14 protein-coding genes are annotated in these 19,135 nt (G+C 69.4%); 7 read left to right on the top strand and 7 right to left on the bottom strand.

Features of this window, described 5'->3' with window-relative positions; genetic code table 11:
- Window positions 1-248 precede the first annotated feature (248 nt).
- The 3 genes from ileS (at window position 249) to AC5Y5V_RS20420 (ending at window position 6,895) form a co-directional block, all read left to right on the top strand.
- Entirely contained in the window at window positions 249-3,380 is a 3,132-nt protein-coding gene (ileS, locus tag AC5Y5V_RS20430) for an isoleucine--tRNA ligase (RefSeq protein ID WP_499939121.1), read from the top strand.
- Between the two features lie 558 nt (window positions 3,381-3,938).
- On the top strand, window positions 3,939-5,450 hold the full coding sequence (locus AC5Y5V_RS20425) for an RNA polymerase sigma factor (protein WP_499939119.1): 1,512 nt from the start codon (window positions 3,939-3,941) through the stop codon (window positions 5,448-5,450).
- A 62-nt stretch (window positions 5,451-5,512) separates the two neighbouring features.
- Window positions 5,513-6,895, top strand: coding sequence for a DNA polymerase IV (locus AC5Y5V_RS20420; protein ID WP_499939194.1), 1,383 nt, complete (start codon window positions 5,513-5,515; stop codon window positions 6,893-6,895).
- Here AC5Y5V_RS20420 and AC5Y5V_RS20415 read toward each other — a convergent pair.
- Window positions 6,860-7,777 (bottom strand): asparaginase, encoded by a 918-nt coding sequence (locus tag AC5Y5V_RS20415; RefSeq protein WP_499939192.1) that lies wholly within the window; start codon window positions 7,775-7,777, stop codon window positions 6,860-6,862. The genes AC5Y5V_RS20420 and AC5Y5V_RS20415 overlap by 36 nt on opposite strands.
- A gap of 75 nt (window positions 7,778-7,852) precedes the next feature.
- Between AC5Y5V_RS20415 and lspA the strand changes: the two genes are divergently transcribed.
- Together lspA and AC5Y5V_RS20405 are read left to right on the top strand one after the other, a co-directional pair.
- Window positions 7,853-8,434: a signal peptidase II gene (lspA, locus tag AC5Y5V_RS20410; protein ID WP_499939117.1), complete on the top strand. Its 582-nt coding sequence runs from the start codon at window positions 7,853-7,855 to the stop codon at window positions 8,432-8,434.
- A complete protein-coding gene (locus AC5Y5V_RS20405; protein ID WP_499939115.1) occupies window positions 8,431-9,354 on the top strand; it encodes an RluA family pseudouridine synthase in 924 nt (307 codons plus the stop codon). The genes lspA and AC5Y5V_RS20405 overlap by 4 nt, the downstream gene beginning before the upstream one ends.
- Before the next feature lie 79 nt (window positions 9,355-9,433).
- Here AC5Y5V_RS20405 and AC5Y5V_RS20400 read toward each other — a convergent pair whose 3' ends face one another.
- The 3 genes from AC5Y5V_RS20400 to AC5Y5V_RS20390 form a co-directional block, all read right to left on the bottom strand.
- Window positions 9,434-10,201: a class I SAM-dependent methyltransferase gene (locus tag AC5Y5V_RS20400; protein WP_499939113.1), complete on the bottom strand. Its 768-nt coding sequence runs from the start codon at window positions 10,199-10,201 to the stop codon at window positions 9,434-9,436.
- Between the two features lie 38 nt (window positions 10,202-10,239).
- Window positions 10,240-11,100, bottom strand: coding sequence for an Ldh family oxidoreductase (locus tag AC5Y5V_RS20395; RefSeq protein ID WP_499939111.1), 861 nt, complete (start codon window positions 11,098-11,100; stop codon window positions 10,240-10,242).
- Between the two features lie 79 nt (window positions 11,101-11,179).
- Window positions 11,180-11,584, bottom strand: a complete 405-nt coding sequence (locus AC5Y5V_RS20390) for a group I truncated hemoglobin (RefSeq protein WP_499939107.1) — start codon at window positions 11,582-11,584, stop codon at window positions 11,180-11,182.
- Between the two features lie 211 nt (window positions 11,585-11,795).
- Between AC5Y5V_RS20390 and AC5Y5V_RS20385 the strand changes: the two genes are divergently transcribed.
- Together AC5Y5V_RS20385 and AC5Y5V_RS20380 are read left to right on the top strand one after the other, a co-directional pair.
- Entirely contained in the window at window positions 11,796-12,812 is a 1,017-nt protein-coding gene (locus AC5Y5V_RS20385; protein WP_499939104.1) for an SDR family NAD(P)-dependent oxidoreductase, read from the top strand.
- A 4-nt stretch (window positions 12,813-12,816) separates the two neighbouring features.
- On the top strand, window positions 12,817-13,620 hold the full coding sequence (locus AC5Y5V_RS20380; RefSeq protein ID WP_499939102.1) for an SDR family NAD(P)-dependent oxidoreductase: 804 nt from the start codon (window positions 12,817-12,819) through the stop codon (window positions 13,618-13,620).
- Between the two features lie 18 nt (window positions 13,621-13,638).
- Here AC5Y5V_RS20380 and AC5Y5V_RS20375 read toward each other — a convergent pair whose 3' ends face one another.
- Genes AC5Y5V_RS20375 through AC5Y5V_RS20365 form a run of 3 tightly spaced genes read right to left on the bottom strand, consistent with a single transcriptional unit; the run spans window position 13,639 to window position 19,096 of the window.
- On the bottom strand, window positions 13,639-15,345 hold the full coding sequence (locus AC5Y5V_RS20375) for a protein kinase domain-containing protein (protein WP_499939097.1): 1,707 nt from the start codon (window positions 15,343-15,345) through the stop codon (window positions 13,639-13,641).
- A complete protein-coding gene (locus tag AC5Y5V_RS20370) occupies window positions 15,342-17,246 on the bottom strand; it encodes a serine/threonine-protein kinase (protein ID WP_499939093.1) in 1,905 nt (634 codons plus the stop codon). The genes AC5Y5V_RS20375 and AC5Y5V_RS20370 overlap by 4 nt, the downstream gene beginning before the upstream one ends.
- Window positions 17,243-19,096, bottom strand: coding sequence for a serine/threonine-protein kinase (locus tag AC5Y5V_RS20365; protein WP_499939089.1), 1,854 nt, complete (start codon window positions 19,094-19,096; stop codon window positions 17,243-17,245). Before AC5Y5V_RS20365 ends, AC5Y5V_RS20370 begins: the two co-directional genes overlap by 4 nt.
- Window positions 19,097-19,135: the final 39 nt, after the last annotated feature.

Genomic DNA, 19,135 nt, shown 5'->3' with positions numbered 1-19,135 from the left:
AGCAGAAGTAGCTCTGCGATTCGGCGACCCCTCGGAGCCCAGTAGAATCACCGCAACGGCACCGATCCGGCTATCACCGGGGAGCCTTCGGAAGAACGGCGTTGCAGCCCAGTAGAACCGAACGGGTGGGCCCGTCACAGCCTGCAACGAGCGGTCGCGCGTAAGCGCGGCAAGCGGGGTGGTACCGCGGCGCTCGCGCGTCCAGCGCGTCGTCGTCCCCGTGCCTGCACCGATGGCACAGGAGACCGATGACCGACAGCGCCTACCCCCTCACCGACCTGGGCGCCGACCCGCGGGCCGGGTCCCCGAATTTCCCCGCGCTGGAAGCCCAGGTCCTGCACTACTGGTTCCACGACGACACCTTCCGGGCCAGCATCGCGCGTCGCGACGGCGCCCCCGAGTACGTGTTCTACGACGGGCCTCCGTTCGCCAACGGCCTGCCGCACTACGGTCACCTGCTCACCGGCTACGTCAAGGACATCGTGCCGCGGTACCGCACCATGCGCGGGTACAAGGTGGAGCGTCGATTCGGCTGGGACACCCACGGGCTGCCCGCCGAACTCGAGGCCGAACGCCAGCTGGGCATCACCGACAAATCCCAGATCGACACGATGGGCATCGCCGCCTTCAACGACGCCTGCCGGACATCGGTGCTGCGCTACACCGACGAGTGGCAGGAGTATGTGACCCGCCAGGCGCGCTGGGTCGACTTCGACCACGACTACAAGACGCTGGATCTCGGTTACATGGAGTCGGTGATCTGGGCGTTCAAACGCCTGTGGGACAAGGGGCTTGCGTACGAGGGCTACCGCGTGCTGCCCTACTGCTGGCGCGACGAGACCCCGCTGTCCAACCACGAACTGCGGATGGACGACGACGTCTACCAGAGCCGCCAGGACCCCGCCCTGACGGTCGGGTTCACGGTGGCCGGCGGCCCGCTCGACGGTGCCTACCTCCTGATCTGGACGACGACGCCGTGGACCCTGCCGTCGAACCTGGCGGTGGCCGTCAACCCGGACGTGAATTACCTGCAGGTCCGGGTGGGCGACAGGCGGTACGTGCTGGCCGAGGCGCGGCTCGGGGCCTACGCGCGCGAACTGGGGGAAGAACCCGAGGTGCTCGGCACGTATCGCGGCGCCGACCTGTTGGGCGTGCGCTATCTGCCGCCCTTCCCGTATTTCATGGACACGGCCAACGCATTTCAGGTACTGGCGGGCGACTTCGTCACCACCGAGGACGGCACCGGCATCGTGCACATGGCGCCGGCCTACGGCGAGGACGACATGGTCGTCGGCGAGGCCGCGGGGATCGCGCCGGCCACCCCCGTCGACGCGAAGGGCCGCTTCGACTCGACTGTCCCGGATTACCAGGGGCAGCACGTATTCGACGCCAACACCCAGATCATCCGCGACCTGAAGAGCCAGAGCGGTCCCGCCGCGGCCAACGGCGCGGTGCTGCTGCGCCACGAAACCTACGAACACCCGTACCCGCACTGCTGGCGTTGCCGCAACCCCTTGATCTACCGGGCGGTGTCGTCGTGGTTCGTCGCCGTGACGCAATTCCGTGATCGCATGGTGGAACTGAACCAGCAGATCACCTGGTATCCCGAACACGTCAAGGACGGCCAGTTCGGCAAGTGGCTGCAGGGTGCCCGCGACTGGTCGATCTCGCGAAACCGCTACTGGGGCACGCCGATTCCGGTGTGGAAATCCGACGATCCGGCCTATCCGCGCGTCGATGTCTACGGCAGTCTCGACGAGTTGGAGCGCGACTTCGGGGTGCGGCCGTCGAACCTGCATCGGCCGTTCATCGACGAGCTCACCCGGCCCAACCCCGACGATCCGACCGGCGCTGCCACCATGCGCCGCATCCCCGACGTGCTCGACGTGTGGTTCGACTCGGGGTCCATGCCGTACGCGCAGGTGCACTATCCGTTCGAGAATTCCGACTGGTTCGACAGTCACTATCCCGGGGACTTCATCGTGGAGTACATCGGGCAGACCCGCGGCTGGTTCTACACCCTGCACGTGCTGGCGACCGCGCTGTTCGACCGGCCGTCGTTCAAAACCTGCGTGGCGCATGGGATCGTGCTTGGCTCCGACGGGCAGAAGATGAGCAAGTCGCTGCGCAACTACCCGGACGTCTACGAGGTGTACGACCGCGACGGCGCCGACGCCATGCGGTGGTTCCTGATGGCGTCGCCGATCCTGCGCGGCGGCAACCTGGTGGTCACCGAGCAGGGCATCCGCGAAGGGGTGCGCCAGGTGCTGCTGCCGCTGTGGAACGCCTACAGCTTCCTGTGCCTGTATGCACCGAAAGTCGGTGTCTGGCGGTCGGATTCGACGCATGTGCTGGACCGCTACATCCTGGCCAAGCTGGCGGTGTTGCGCGACGACCTCACGGACGCGATGGAGGTTTGCGACATCTCCGGAGCCTGCGAACAGCTGCGCCAGTTCACCGAGGCGTTGACGAATTGGTATGTGCGACGGTCGCGTTCCCGGTTCTGGGAAGAGGACGCCGACGCCATCGACACCCTGCACACCGTGCTCGAGGTGACGGCGCGGCTGGCCGCGCCGCTGCTCCCGATGGCCACCGAGGTCATCTGGCGTGGCCTCACCGGTGAGCGGTCGGTGCATCTGACGGACTGGCCTTCGTCCGACGTGCTGCCCGCGGACCCGGGCCTGGTGGCCGCGATGGACCAGGTGCGTGAAGTGTGCTCGGCCGCGTCTTCGCTGCGCAAGGCCAAGAAGCTGCGGGTGCGGCTGCCGCTGTCGAAACTCACTGTGGCGGTAGAGGATCCGGCTCGGCTGGAACCGTTCGTCGACCTGATCGGTGACGAGCTCAACGTGAAGCGGGTCGAGCTGACCGACGCGATCGACACCTACGGCAGGTTCGAGCTTGCGGTCAACGCCCGGGTGGCCGGGCCGCGGCTGGGCAAGGACGTGCAGGCGGCGATCAAGGCGGTCAAGGCCGGCGAGGGCGTCGTCAACCCCGACGGCACGTTGACCGCCGGTCCCGCGGTGTTGCAACCCTCGGAGTACACGTCGCGGCTGGTGGCCGCCGACCCCGAGTTCACGGCGGCGCTGCCCGGCGGCGCGGGACTGGTCGTGTTGGACGGCACGGTGACGCCCGAGCTGGAGGCCGAGGGTTGGGCCAAGGACCGGATCCGGGAGCTGCAGGAGCTGCGCAAGTCGACGGGCCTGGACGTCTCCGATCGGATCAGCGTGCGGATGTGGGTTCCCGCGGTGCGCGCGGACTGGGCACAGACGCACCGCGACCTCATCGCCGGCGAGGTGCTGGCCACCAGCTTCGAGTTCGGCGAGCCAACCGATGGCGTGGAAATCGGCGACGGCGTGCGGGTGTCGATTTCGCGCGCCTGAGTGGTGCGAGACGCCTGCAGTCAGTCACACGCGCCACAGAAGCCTCTGGTCGGAGCGAGTGCCGGTTTGCCCACCTTCGCGCGACAAGTTGTTGCTGTCGGGGCTGGAGTGATAGGCCTCGCGACGGCCTGCGGTGAGGGCATATAGCTATACGCGCTGACGCCCAACGAGGGGCCTCAAATTTGCGGCTGCACGGTGATAATTCCGCGAATATGGGGACGCTGGCGGGGCTCCGAGGTGAAATGCCTCCCTGTACGCGCGCGGCTACGTGTCGCTGTGTGCCTGTGCACGGACGTCCGGCAAGGGGGCGAGGTGCTGGCAACCGGCTTTGAGTTCGCTGGGCCGGTCGGCGCGGTGGAGATCGGCGACGTGTGCGCGCGGAGATCGCCAAGGTTTAGCGGCGTGCGCGGGGCTTCGGAAGGTCCGCGCACGCTCCACGACCGGATGTGCCCGCAGTCTTATCAGCGAATCTGGAGACAGACGCCGACGGAACGCGCAGACTGAACGACAAGCGTCGGTCGCTGCGCATCCCGGCGCGTGTGGGCGGGAGCAACGTCGATGACGACAGCATTACCTGATTGGGACCTGGCCAGCGACGCGCAGTTGGCCGTTTCTGCCGCGAGCGGCGATCAGGCGGCCTTCGGCAGCATCTACGACCGCTACGCCGATCGCCTGCACGATTTCTGCGTCGGGATGGTCGACGAACGGGAAGCTGCCACCGAACTTGTGCAGGAAGTATTCTGCACGGCTGCGGCGCAGCTGTCGGACCTGGGAGAACCCGGCAAGCTGCGCCCGTGGTTATACGCCATCGCTCGCAACGAGGCCCAGAGTTTCCTGCGTCAGCGCCGTCGAGAAGACGTCCCCGACGACAAGTCGTCCGGTGCGGGCACGCCTACCCTGATGGGTCGCACCGAATTGGCCAGACTGGTCTCGGAAGCCGCCCGCGGGCTGACGCCGCAGGACTGTGAGGTGCTGGAACTGACCTACCGGCACGGCCTCGACGGAACGGAATTGGCCGAGGCGCTGGATGTCACCGCCGCCACCGCCGCCAAGACGGAGTCAAGGGTGCGTGACACTGTCGAACACGCCCTGGGCACACTGCTGGTGGCGCGCCGCGTTCAGCGAAACCCGCGGGCATGCCGCGAACTCGGTGCCATCGTGGCCGACTGGAACGGCGACTTCAACGTCCTGATGCGCAAACGAGTCGCCCGGCACATCGACGCGTGTGCCAGCTGCGAGCGGAGTCGTCACGACCTGACCGACCGGAATGCGATGCTGAGTCGGGCGCCCATAGCGACGGCGCCCTGGTGGCTGCGCGGACAGACGCTGGCCATGGTCCAGCTGGCATCCAACGACGCCTCCGTGAACGCCTGGTCCGCCGAGGAGACCAGGTACGGGGCGCCGACCGAAACACTCGATCGGCAGCCCGCTGACAGGCTCGGCAGTCGCGATATCGACCTCCAGCAGGAAACCGCGGAAGAACCCGACGCCGAGGAGAGGCCACGCCACGACTTGCGCGCCGGCGAACTCGAGCGCAAGCGATGGATCTGGCCCATCGTGATCTTCGTCAGTGTCTTGCTCGTCACTGCGGCGGGAGCGGCATACCTCTGGCTGCACCACCACAGGCCTGCCGGCCCGGAGCAAATCATCAGAACCAAAGACTCGCTGCCGCCCAGTCCGACGAGCGCCCCGACGCCTGCCAAGACGGAACCGAGCAGCCCGCCGCCCGCGGAGCCGCCGCCTCCTGCTCAGCCGCCGCCCCCCAGTCAGACGGTGGCACCCACTTACGAGCCAACTCGCGCCCCGAGCTACACCCCGAAGCCGTCGGCTGTCCCCACCCAGCAGCGCCCAGCCCTTACTTCAGCGCCGGTGGCGCCGCCACCCCCCACGGCGTCGCCTTCCGCCCCGCCGTCGGCCCCACCGGGTTGGCCCCCGGGCCTGCCCCCGCCGGCGCCCTGGACTCCACCCACGTGGACACCGCCCACCTGGACGCTGCCCACGTGGACGCCGCCGCAGTTGCCCAACAACGGCCCTCCGCCCGCTTCGCCCAACGGCAACGCTGGGCACTAGGGCGGCGCAAGCACTAAATAGCATTACCCGTCGTGGAGTCCCGTTGGGTGCTGCACCTGGATATGGATGCGTTCTTCGCATCCGTCGAGCAACTCACCCGGCCTACCCTGCGGGGGCGACCGGTGCTGGTGGGCGGCCTGGGCGGCCGCGGCGTGGTGGCCGGGGCGAGCTACGAGGCGCGGGTGTTCGGCGCGCGCTCGGCGATGCCGATGCATCAGGCCCGTCGGCTGATCGGCGTGACCGCGGTGGTGTTGCCGCCGCGTGGCGTGGTGTACGGGGTGGCCAGCCGGCGCGTGTTCGACACGGTCCGCGCCGTGGTGCCGGTCGTCGAGCAGCTGTCCTTCGACGAGGCCTTCGGGGAACCGTCGCAACTGGCCGGCGCCTCGGCCGAGGACGTCGAGGCGTTCTGCGAACAGCTGCGACGACGGGTGCGCGACGAGACCGGCCTGATCGCGTCGGTGGGTGCGGGCTCGGGCAAGCAGATCGCCAAGATCGCGTCGGGACTGGCCAAGCCCGACGGCATCCGGGTGGTCCGCCGCGCGGAAGAAACGCTGCTGCTCGGCGGGCTGCCGGTGCGCCGGCTGTGGGGGATCGGCCCGGTAGCCGAGGAGAAGCTGCATCGACTCGGCATCGAGACCATCGGCCAACTCGCGGCGCTGACCGACGCCGAGGTGGCCAACATCCTCGGCGCGACGATCGGCCCCGCGCTGCACCGCCTGGCCCGCGGCATCGACGACCGTCCCGTCGCCGAACGCGCGGAGGCCAAGCAGATCAGCGCCGAGTCGACCTTTGCCGTCGACCTGACCACCCTCGATCAGTTGCGCGACGCCATCGAGCCGATCGCCGAGCATGCGCACCGGCGCCTGCTCAAGGATGGCCGTGGCGCCCGCACCGTCACCGTGAAGCTGAAGAAGTCCGACATGAGCACGCTCACCCGGTCGGCGACCATGCCCTACGCCACCACCGAGGCGGGTGCATTGACGGCGGTGGCGCGCAGATTGCTCCTGGACCCACTGCAGATCGGCCCGATACGCCTTCTCGGCGTTGGCTTTTCGGGCCTCAGCGATGTGCGTCAGGAGTCGCTGTTTCCGGACCTGGATCTGGAACCGCAGACGGCGGAAGAGGCCCATGAAGACTTCGAGACGCTGAGGGCGACCCTGCTGACCGGCCAGGCCGGCGGACAATGGCGGATCGGCGACGACGTCGTACATCGCGGGTATGGGCACGGCTGGGTGCAGGGGGCGGGCCACGGCGTGGTCACGGTGCGGTTCGAGACCCGCGCCTCGGGACCGGGCCCGGCCCGCACGTTCGCCGTCGACGACGGTGACATCGGCGCGGCCAACCCGGTGGACAGCCTGGACTGGCGGGAGTATGTCGGCGCGCTACGCGACGACGAGCCGGCTGAGGGCTCAGCCCCAGCGCCCGATCACGTCGACGACGTCTAGCCCAGCGGCCAGCGCGGCCATCACCAGCACCCGCGCCTGCGACGGCGCCAGCCGCGGCACCATCACCGCGCCGGCCTGTACCAGGTCATGGCCGGGGCCGTAGCCCGCGCTGACCCGCCCGCTGGCGACCCGGGTGGACACCGCGACCACCACGCCGTCGCGGCAGTGCCGGCGCACCCCGTCGACCACCGCGGCCCCGGCGTTACCGGAGCCCAGCGCCTCGAGCACCACGCCGCGCGCGCCGGCGGCCACACAGGCGTCCAGTGCCACCGAATCGCTGCCCAGGTACGCCGCGACGATGTCGACCCGCGGCGTGTCGGTGCTGCGAAGGTCTCCGAGATACGGGCGCGCTTTGGGCTCGGTGATGCCGTCCGGGGTGCCTACCAGCTCGCCGACGAAGCCGCTCAGGTCCTGGGTGGCCGCCTTGCGCATGCCCAATGGCTGCCACACCCGGCCCGCGAAACAGACCAGCACGCCGTGGTCGCGGGCGCTCGCGGCGGCCGCCAAAGACAGGGCGTCGCGCAGGTTGGCCGGGCCGTCGGCGTCGGGGGCATCGGCGCTGCGCATTGCGCCCGTCAGCACGACGGGCGCGCTGCCCGAGTACGTGAGGTCGAGCCACAGCGCGCTCTCCTCCATCGTGTCGGTGCCGTGCAGCAGGACGACGCCGTCCGCGCCACCGTCGACGGCCGCGTGCACCGCGTCGCGGAACCGGTCCCAGTCGGCCGTCGTCAGCTCGGAGCTGTCGACCGCCATCAGGTCGACCACGTCGACGTCGAGGCCCGCGGTCAGATCCGCGCCGCTGTGGGCGGGCCGGCGCACGCCGTCGGGGCCGGTGCTGGTCGAGATCGTCCCTCCGGTGCTGATGACGGTGAGGCGGGCCATCCGGGAATCATCCCGCATCGCCCCTTGGACCAGCCGATTGCGTGGTTCACACCGGGGCTGGGGGATGATGGGGGGGTGCCAGACGAACCGACCGGGTCGGCCAAGCCGGTGACCGAGACCCCGGAAGCCCCGGTGACCGCACAGCCTGCGCAGACGTCGCCGAGACGGCTTCGCCTGCTGTTGTCGGTCGCCGCGGTGGTGCTGACGCTGGACGTCGTCACCAAAGTGATCGCCGTCCGGCTGCTGCCGCCCGGTCAGCCGGTATCGATCATCGGCGACACCGTGACCTGGACTTTGGTGCGCAATTCGGGGGCGGCGTTCTCGATGGCGACCGGGTACACCTGGGTGCTGACGTTGATCGCGACCGGTGTGGTGGGCGGCATTTTCTGGATGGGCCGCCGACTGGTGTCGCCCTGGTGGGCGCTGGGGCTCGGAATGATCCTCGGCGGCGCGATGGGCAACCTGGTCGACCGCTTCTTCCGGGCGCCCGGGCCGCTGCGCGGACACGTCGTGGACTTTCTGTCGGTCGGCTGGTGGCCGGTGTTCAACGTCGCCGACCCGTCGGTCGTCGGCGGGGCGATCCTGCTGGTGGTGCTGTCGGTCTTCGGGTTCGACTTCGACACCGTGGGCCGGCGCAGCGCCGACGAGCGCCAATGACGGACCGCTCGATGCTGGTCCCCGAGGGCCTGGCGGGCATGCGCGTGGACGCGGGGCTGGCGCGACTGCTCGGGCTGTCCCGCAGCGCGGTGGCGGCCATCGCCGAGGACGGCGGCGTCGAACTCGACGGCGTGCAGGCCGGCAAGTCCGACCGCCTCACGTCGGGCGCCTTCCTGCAGGTGCGGCTGCCCGAGCCGGCCGCCCCGCTGCAGAACACGCCGGTCGACATCGAGGGCATGACGATCCTGTACGCCGACGACGACATCGTGGCCGTCGACAAGCCGGCCGCGGTGGCCGCGCACGCGTCGCTGGGCTGGACGGGCCCCACGGTGCTCGGCGGCCTGGCCGCCGCCGGTTACCGCATCACCACGTCGGGCGTGCAGGAGCGGCAGGGCATTGTGCAGCGCCTCGACGTCGGGACCTCGGGCGTGATGGTGGTGGCGCGGTCCGAGCGCGCCTACACCGTGCTGAAGCGGGCGTTCAAGCAACGCACCGTCGAGAAGCGCTATCACGCGCTGGTGCAGGGGCACCCGGATCCGTCCAGCGGGACGATCGACGCTCCCATCGGGCGGCATCGCGGCCACGAGTGGAAGTTCGCGATCCGCAAGGACGGTCGGCACAGCATCACCCATTACGACACGGTGGAAGCGTTCGTCGCGGCCAGCCTGGTCGACGTGCATCTGGAAACCGGTCGCACACACCAGATCCGCGTGCACTTCGCCGCGCTGCACCACCCGTGCTGCGGCGACCTCGTCTACGGGGCCGACCCGACGCTGGCGAAAAAGCTTGGCCTGGAACGACAATGGCTGCACGCACGGTCGCTGGCGTTCGCCCACCCGGCCGATGGCCGGCGCATCGAGATCGTCAGCCCGTACCCGGCAGACCTGCAGCACGCGCTGGATGTCCTGCGCGCGGATTAGCCGGGTTTGCGGGCTTTTGCTGTGTTGAGTCTGCGTGTACTGCGCAGAAGTTCGAGTGGCGTGCGTGTTGAGTGCAGACTCAACGCGGCGGGCCGGGCTTCTGCGCGTCGATCAGCACGCGGGTGGAGTAGGTGACGAAGGGGCCGTCGGCCTCGATGCGCTCGTGCAGTTCCCGCAGCCGCTGCTCATATCGCGCCACCGTGAAGTCCGGCACGGCCCAAATCACCTTGCGCAGGAAGTAGACAACGGCGCCTATGTCGAAGAACTCCGACCGCAGCCGCTCCATGCGGGCGTCGACGACCTGTAAGCCGGCGGCACGCGCCTGCTCGGCCTGGGCGTCCGGGTAGCGGGCCGGCCACGTCTGTCGCCGCGGTTCGGTGAAGTACTCGATCAGCTCGGCAATCGAAGCCGGGCCGATGTGCTGCGCCAGGTAGCTGCCGCCGGGGCGCAGGACCCGCGAAATCTCGCTCCACCACACGTCATTGGGGTGCCGGCTGGTCACCAGGTCGAAGGACTCGTCGGCGAAGGGCAGCGGCGGCTCGTCGCGGATCGCCACGACGACGACGCCGCGGGGGTGCAGCAGGCGGGTCGCCAGCGTCGCGTTCGGCGGCCAGGCCTCGACGGCGGCCATGGTGGGCGGAAACTTCTCGGCTCCGGCCAGCACCTCGCCGCCGCCGGTCTGCAGGTCCAACGCGGCCGACACGTCGGCCAACCGCCGGCTCATCAGCCGCTGATAGCCCCAGGACGGTCGTTCCTCGGTGGCGCGGCCGTCGAGCCAGGAAAAATCCCAGCCGTCCACGGACGCGGCCTCGGCCTCGGCCACCAACTCCTCGAACGTGCGACGCATGAACGCATTGTCTACCGAGGGTCGTGCGCCGACGACACCTACCGGGGCCCGGGGACTCCGACCTCCGCGGCCAGCGAAGTCAGGATCTCGGCGGTCCGCGCGTCCAACTCGATCGTCGCGGGTGTACGCGAATGGGCGTCGTACGCGTGACCGTCGCCCAGCAGGCCGGCAAGGCCGGCGCCGAAGTGGGCCTGCCCGCCGAAGGCGGTGGGATCCAGCGCGATGAGCAAGTGGCCCCCATCCAGTGGGGTCCCGGTCAGCACGCCGCCCAGCAGGCTCGCCGCCATGGCCAACTCGCGCACCTTGTGCTGGTCGGCGCCGTCGGTGCCGAACAGCGTCTCGACGGCGCCATCGGACGGGATCGTCACGCCGACCAGCCCCTCGCGGGCGAGCTGGCGCGTGTAGACCGATGCGGAGCCCAGGTCGTGGGAAGTGCGGACCGCGACGGCGGCGACGCCGAACTTCGCGGCGCGCTTGGCCGCCAGGTGAGCGGCGGTCAGGCCGGCGATAACCCCGAGCGTTCCATCGGCATCCAGCAGCAGTCCCGCGCCGCGGTCGGAGAGCACCCTGATGGTGCCCGTCGGGTCGACGACTCCGCCGGCGAGGTCGTCCAGGTACTGCGGGAGCAGCCCCAGGCCATGACGGTCCATCCCGCGCAGCGAGGTGTCCACGAGCGCGTCGGCAACCTGCTGGGCGTCGGAAGCGCACAGGCCGGCGTCGGCGAGAGCCGCGCGGGTCAGCAGGCGGGCCTCGTCCTCCCCGATGACCTGCACGTCGCGCGGCGGCGCCGTGGGTTTGGGGGGATTCGGCTCGACGCGCGAACCGGGTCCGACGTACGGGCGGTCACTGGTGCAATACGCCCGCAGCGGTGGACGGGCCAAAATGTCGGCTTCTGGCATGGCATGACCCTGCCGCCCGCCACTTGGCGGATCCTTGGTGGATTCTTGGTGAATCCTTGAAACCGCAGCTCCGCGAGCCTCAGACCAGGCTCGTCTCCCCGGAGGCGATGTCGGCGGCCAGCGGAGCGACGGCGCCCAGGATCTCGGTGACCGTCTCGGCGGGCACCCCGGCCGCGGCCAGCGCGTCGCCCAGGTGCCCGGCCACCAGGGTGAAGTGCGCCATGGTGATCCCGCGGCCCTGATGCACCTGCTTCATCGGTGCGCCCGTGTAGGGCTCCGGCCCGCCGAGGGCGGCGGCGAAGAACTCCGCCTGCCTGCCCTTGAGCCGGCTCATGTTCGTGCCGGTGAAAAAGCCCGCGAGCTCGTCGTCGGCCAGAACCCGAACGTAGAAGTCCTCGACGACCACTTCGATCGCTTCGTGACCGCCGATCCTGTCGTAGATGCTGACGGGCTGCGTCTTGCGCAAGCGTGCGACTAATCCCATCGTCTCAGGGGATCATCGCGGCGTTGCCTTGCAGTTAGTCCGCCGTCACACCCGGATTACTCGCTGTAACAAGGTGGTCGCCGGGACGCGGCGGCGATTGTGACCGCAATGTGCATCCGTCGGTTGACGGATGTCCTAGGTTTGGCACTATGACCGGTGTCACACCACCCACACCAGCCCCGCGGGGCAACACCCTCAGGAGTCACAGCCGATGAATCTCGGTGATCTGGCGAACTTCGTCGAGAAGCCGTTCGCGGCGATGTCCAACATCGTCAACACCCCGAACTCGGCGGGGCGATATCGGCCCTTCTATCTGAGGAACCTGCTCGACGCGGTGCAGGGTCGCACCCTCAGCGACGCGGTCGACGGCAAGACCGTGCTCATCACGGGCGGGTCCTCGGGTATCGGCGAGGCGGCGGCGAAGAAGATCGCGGAGGCCGGCGGGACGGTGGTGCTGGTGGCGCGCACCCTGGAGAACCTGGAGAAGGTCGCGGCCGATATCCGCGGCGACGGCGGCGAGGCCCACGTCTACTCGTGCGACCTGTCCGACATGGACGCGATCGCGGCCATGGCCGACAAGGTGCTTGCCGACCTGGGCGGCGTCGACATCCTGATCAACAATGCGGGGCGTTCGATCCGGCGGTCACTGGCGCTGTCCTACGACCGGATTCACGACTACCAGCGGACGATTCAGCTCAACTACCTCGGGGCGGTTCAGCTGATTCTGAAGTTCATCCCCGGCATGCGGGAACGCGGCTTCGGCCACATCGTCAACGTGTCCTCGGTGGGCGTGCAGACCCGCGCGCCGCGCTTCGGCGCCTACATTGCCAGCAAGTCCGCACTGGACAGCCTGTGCGACTCGTTGCAGGCCGAAACCGTTAACGACAACGTCAAGTTCACCACCGTGCACATGGCGCTGGTGCGGACGCCGATGATCAGCCCGACCACGATGTACGACAAGTTCCCGACGCTCACGCCGGACCAGGCCGCCGGCGTGATCACCGACGCGATCGTGCACCGGCCGCGCCGGGCCAGCTCCCCGTTCGGGCAATTCGCGGCAGTGGCCGACGCCGTCAACCCGGCGGTGATGGACCGGGTGCGAAACCGCGCGTTCACCATGTTCGGCGACTCGGCGGCGGCCAAGGGCGGCGAAAACGCCACCGACACATCAGATCTCGACAAGCGCAGCGAGACGTTCTTGCAGGCGACGCGCGGGATACATTGGTGAAATCATGAGCCTCCCCAAACCGAACAGTCAGACAACCGTCGTCATCACCGGGGCGTCGTCGGGCATCGGCACCGAACTGGCTCGAGGGCTGGCCCGCCGCGGTTTTCCGCTGCTGCTGGTTGCGCGGCGCCGGGAGCGCCTCGACGAGATCGCCAACGAGGTGGGCCAGGAGTATTCCATTGGCGTCGAGGTGATGCCGCTGGACCTCAGCGATCCGAAAGGCCGCGGGAAGTTGGCGGACCGCCTGCGCAACGAGCCGATCGCCGGCTTGTGCAACAGCGCGGGCTTCGGCACCAGCGGGGTCTTCCATGAGTTGCCGGTCGAGCGCGAGAGCGAGGAGGTCACCCTCAACGCGCTGGTGCTGATGGAGCTGACGCACGCGGCCCTGCCGGGCATGGTCGAACGGGGTGCCGGCGCGGTGATGAACATCGCGTCGATCGCCGGATTCCAGCCGATTCCCTTCATGGCGGTGTACTCGGCGACCAAGGCGTTCGTGCAGACGTTTTCGGAGGCCATTCACGAGGAGTTGCACGGGACCGGCGTATCGGTCACGTCGCTGTGCCCGGGACCGGTGCCGACCGAGTGGGCCGAGATCGCCAACGCGGAGCGATTCAGCATCCCGCTGGCCCAGGTCTCGCCGCGCGACGTCGCGGAGGCCGCGATCGGGGGGATGCTCGCGGGCAGGCGCAGCGTGGTGCCCGGTGTGGTACCGAAGTTCGTCAGCACCAGCGGCCGGTACGCGCCGCGCAGCCTTCTGCTGCCGGCGATCCGCATAGGCAACCGGTTACGGGGCTCGCAGGGGCGGTAGCCCAGGCGCTCGCGGGGTTTACCGGTTGGGGGTCAGCTTGAGCACGCGACCGGGTTTGACGAGCCGGTCGGATTTGTCCTTGGTCGATATCTCGGTCACGTAGAGATTGCCCGCCGAGTCGACGGCGACGGCCGTGACCTTCGCCTTGGTGAGCAACTTCAGTGGTTTGGTCTCGCCGGCCGGCAACTCGAACAGGCAACCGGCGGAGAGGTCGGCGATGAACAGATTTCCGGCCGCGTCGACGGCCAGCCCGTCAGGCTCTTTGAGCCCGTCGATCGGAATCTCGGTCGGCGTGGCGGCGTTGTTGGCGAGCTTGAACACCCGGCCCTTGCCTGTCTTCGTGCCGCGATCGCCGATGTACACGTTGCCAGCCTTATCGGCGGCGATGGACGACGGCTGGTAGAGGCCGCGGAAGGGTAGGTCGGCGGGCCTGCTGTCGCCCGGGATCAGCTTCTTCGCGCCGTATGTCACCTGGTCTGAGCCGGTCAAGGAACCGGTGGCGTAGCCATTGCCAGTGGCGTCCACCGCAATGGCGGAAATTGTCAAGAATCCACGAAAGGGCAGCCGAATCGGGTCGGTCGAGCCAGCCGGTAATTCCCACATGGCGGTCGAAATGGAGGCGTCGCCGAGGTAGAGATTGTTGGCCGCGTCGGCCACCAGGCTGTTGATGGAGTCCATGGGTAATCCGGCGACATCCATCGTCGTCGGGCCCGCGGCGCCCGGCGGCAGCTTCAGCAGATGCCGCGGGAGGCCGCCGAGCGCGTTTCTGGGAGGTTCCCCGACCACATCGGTCAGCAGGTAGACGTTGCCGGCCTTGTCGACTGCCACGCTGCGTGGATATTCCAGCACGGGGAACGGCAGCACCGTGGGCTCCGAATAGTAGGTGTACCGGGTTGGGGCGGACGCGGGTGCGCCGCCACTGCCGACAAAATGCGGCACGACGACGGCAGCGCCGCCGACGACGGCGACGACGGCGACGACGGCGAGCGCGATGGCCACGCGCCGCCTGCGTCGTCGAGGCGGGGGGAAGCCTCGCGGCGGGAGAGGCGGTCCGGTCGGCGCGGGCAGGGAGTGCGGATAACTCACCATGGGCGGGGGGCCGACACCGGGCGGAGGGCCGACACCGGGCGGGGGGCCGACACCGGGCGGGGGGCCACCAGGCGCCGATGGGGGGAGAGCCGGCGCGGGCGCCGTCTCCGGGCGGGTCGGGCGACTGCTGGGCGTAACCTGCAGCCCGGTGGCCAAAGCGCCTTCGGCCGAAGCCGTCAGCTCGGCGATGCTGCGGTAACGGTCGGCGGGCTTCCTGGCCAGGCCGCGCGCGATCACCTCGTCGAAATCGGGTGGGATTCCCGCTCGCTCCTGGCTGGGACGCGGAGTCGGCGCGTTCGGCTGCGAGGGGTCGAAAGGTAGGCGCCCGGTGAGGCATTCGTACAGCACCGCGGTCACCGCGTAGATGTCCGCGCGGTAGGTCAACTCGCTGTTGGCGGCCAGTTCGGGCGCCGGGTAATTCGGTGGCGCCGAGCCGAGTTCGACCAGCTGGATCCGCTCGTCGGGTTCGTCGCCGGACACCAGGACGGTGGCGGATGTGATCGCGCGGTGGATCGTCTCGTTGGCATGCGCGTGGTCCACGGCGACGCCGAGTTGGCGGACCAGGTTGACCGCGCGCGCCGGCGACAGTGGCCCGCCCTGCGCCAGGATGGCCCGTAAATCCCTTTGCTGCATCATTCGGCCACCTTCAGCAGCCGCTTGAACTCGGTCAGGTAGACGTTGCCGGTCGGATCGGCTGCCACGCCATTAAATTGCTGCGTTTCCGACGTGCCCAGCTCGGTGGGCGTGTCCGCGCCGGCCGCCAGTTTGATGACCCGGCCACGGTTGTCGGTGTTGTCGATGACGTAAACGGTCCCGTGCGAGTCCACGGCCACGCCCTTTGCGTTGCCGAGCTGGCCGAAGGGCAGCACCGTCGGGCTGGGGGAACCGGCAACCAGCTTGAGTACCCGTCCTGGCTCGGTCACGTAGACGTTGCCGGCGCCGTCGACCGCTACGCCGTTGGCCAGTTGGGTGTCGATCGGAAGCAGGGCGGGTTGTGTGGCGCCGACGGCGAGTTCGAGGACATTGTCGGCGGCGACGAAGACGTTGCCGGCCGCGTCGGTGGCAACGCCTTTGGGCAGGATCCGGCCGAAGGGAAGATCGACGGTCGTGGTGGTGCCGGCGGCCAGTTTCACCACCCGGCCCCCGCCGGTGCCGCGGGCCCAGTCGATGACGTACAGGTTCTCGGCTCCGTCGACCGCGACCGCCTTCGGCCAGCCGAGCCCGGGGAAGGGCACCTCGGTAGCCGCCGAGCCACCGGCCGGCAGCTTCAATACCTTCTTAGAGCCGTCGTCGACGACGTAGACGTCGCCCGCGCGGTTGACCGCGACACCTTCGAGGCCGGATCCGACCACCGGTAACTGCGTGGCCTTCATGGGCGGCAGGGTCGTGCTGGACGACGGGGCGACGGACGGTGCGGTCGTCGGTCGCCCGTCGGCGTGGTCGCGCAGCCCGATGACGGCGACCACTGCTGCGACAGCGGCGACGCTGAGGATGGCGACGGCCGTGATGACTTTGCGGCGTCCCCGCTGACGCGGCTGCGGCATCGCGATGCGTGGCGGCATCGGGGGTCGGGACGACATGCCCGGCGGCGGCCCTGGCGGGGGTGGAGCGTGAGGCGGGCCCTGAGACCAGGGCCGTGTCACCGGCGGCGGCTGGGGTGGCCAGGCCGGATGCGGCGCGACACTGCTCAGCGCGCGCTGCGCGGCGGCGGCCAATTCGCCGGCCGTGTGGTACCGCTCGTCGGGTTCCTTGGCCATGCCCCGCGCGATCACCTCGTCGAAGCCGGCCGGGATTCCCGGCCGCAGCTGGCTGGGACGCGGTGGCGGCAGGGTGAGATGGGCGGCGATCAGCGCGGGAATCTCCCCGCGTCCCGGAAACGGCGTGGATCCGGTCAGGCATTCGTGCAGCACGCAGGCCAGCGCGTAGACGTCGGCGGCGGGTGTGGCCCGTCCACTGGCCAGCCGCTCGGGCGCCAGGTAGGCGAACGAGCCGATGGTGGTGCCCTCGCTCGTGAGCCGGGTGTCGGTGGCGGCGTTCGCCAGCCCGAAGTCGACCAGGCAGGCGAAGTCGTCGGCGCCGAGCAGGATGTTGGCGGGTTTGACGTCGCGGTGAATCACCTGCTCGGCGTGGGCGGCGTCGAGGGCGTCGGCGATCTGGCGCACGATGGCGACCGCGCGGGCCGGGGCCAGCGGGCCGCCGCGGTCGAGGACCCTCTGCAGGTCGGTGCCGTCGATGAGCCGCATGTCGATGTAGAGCTGGCCGTCTATCTCCCCGCAGCCGTGGATGGGCACCACATGCGGGTCGTGCAGCCGTCCCGCGGTGCGGGCCTCGCGGAACAGCCGCTCCCGGAAAGCCGGGTTGTGAGAGTAGTTGCGGGACAACAGCTTCAATGCCACGACGCGGTGCATCGTGGTGTCCTCGGCCTCGTAGACCTCGCCGAAGCCGCCGCTGCCCAGCAGCCGTCTGAGGAGATAAGGCCCGAACCGCGACCCCACCCGCGGGCTTGGCGAACCCTCGACGGTCGGTTCGTCGGTCATGCCGCCCCTCCGCCGAGCTCCAGTACCCGGCCCGACTCGCAGTGGTCCCCGGTATCGCAGTCGACGACATAGATGTCGCCGTCCTTATTGGTCGCGATGCCGAAGGGATAGTGGAGGCCGCGGAAGGGGAACTCGGTCGAGGCCGTCGCGCCCGGTGCCAGCTTCAGCACCCGTTTCCTCCCGGGGTCGGAGACGTAGACGTTGCCGACCTTGTCGACCGCCACACCGAAGGGGTGTTCGAGGCCGACGAAGGGCAGCTCGGTCGGAGTGGCGGCACCGGGCGGCAGCTTCAGCACGTGCCGTGTTTCGTTGTCGACGACGTAGAGGTTGCCGTCTTTGTCGACCGCCACGCCCAAGGGGTTGGCCAGCAGGGTGGTCGGCATGAGCGTGGTGGGGGCGGAGGCTCCGCGAGGCAGCTTGAGCACTCGTTTCAGGAATGCCTCGACGACGTAGACGCTGCCGTCTTTGTCCACTGCTATGCCGTCAGGGTCCACCAAGCGCCCGAACGGCAGGCGGGTGGGGCCGGGCGCGCCCGGCGCCAACTTCCACACGGACTTGCCGTGAATGTCGGCGGCGTAGACGTTGCCGTCCTGATCAACGGCTATGGCCTGGGTCAGAATCTCGCCGAATGGCAGCTCGTTGGGAGCGCTTTGACCCGAGGCCAGCTTCAGAATCCCGCCGTTGGTGTCCCTGCCCAGCTGGGCCGCATAGACGTTGCCCTGCTGATCCACGACCACGTCGCGGGCCATGAGCAGCGGCGGAAACGGCAGCGTGGTCGGCACGGTCGACGAGGGCCGAGCGGCGCGCTCGGCGGGGGCGGACCGGTGCAGGACGCTGACGACGGCGCCGACGACCGCGACGATGGAAGCGACCGTAACGGCGGTGGCGACGATCCAGAAGCGGCGCCGGGGCTTTCGGTGCCGCTGCACCTCGAGCAGGGCCACCGCCATCTCGCTGGGCGGACGCGGCGCCGGCGTCTGTTGGGGGGCGGCCTCCTGCGTCCAGGGGCGGGTCACCCCGGCCGGCTGCAGCGCGCGTTCGGCCGCCGCGGCCAGCGCGCTGGCGCTCGGATAGCGCTCGTCGGGATTCTTGGCCAGGCCGCGGGCGATCACCTCGTCGAACCCCGGAGGCAGCCCGGGCCGCTGCTCGCTGGGCCGCGGGATCGGCGCGGTCAGATGCGCGGTCATCAGTGCCGGCAGTTCCTCGAATCCCGCGTAAGGCGGTGCGCCGATGAGCAGTTCGTACAGCACGCAGGCCAGCGCATACACGTCGCACCGGTGGTCGACGGCGCCGTTGGACAGACGTTCCGGGGCGACGTAGTCGAAGGTCCCGACGGCCTTGCCGGGCTTGGTGAGCTTGGCGTCGCCGGCGGCGGTGGCAAGCCCGAAGTCGACCAGGCTGGCGAAGTCGCCGGCCAGCAGGATGTTGGCGGGCTTGACGTCGCGGTGAATCACCTGCTCCGCATGGGCGGCGTCCAGCGCGGCGGCGACCTGGCGCAGGATCGCCACCGCCCGGGCCGGGTCGAGCGTTCCCTCTTGCCGCAGCACGGTTTCCAGGTCCACGCCGCGCACCAGGCGCATGTCGATAAAGACCTGACCGTCGATCTCGCCGCAGCTGTGAATCGGCAGCACGTGCGGCTCGCGCAGCCGCCCGGCGGTGCGGGCCTCGCGGAACAGCCGCTCCCGGAACACAGGATTCTGCGAGTAGGTGCTGCCGAGCAGTTTCAGTGCGACCACGCGGTGCATGGCGGTGTCCTCGGCCTCGTAGACCTCGCCGAAACCGCCGCTGCCCAGCAGTCGTTTGAGCAGATACGGCCCGAACATCGACCCCACCCGCGTATCCACAGCCACCTGCCTAATCGTGTTTGCCGCCCGAGCGTAACGCCACAG

Source organism: Mycobacterium sp. NGS68, assembly GCF_059812195.1.
This window is presented reverse-complemented; position numbering and strand designations above follow the sequence as displayed.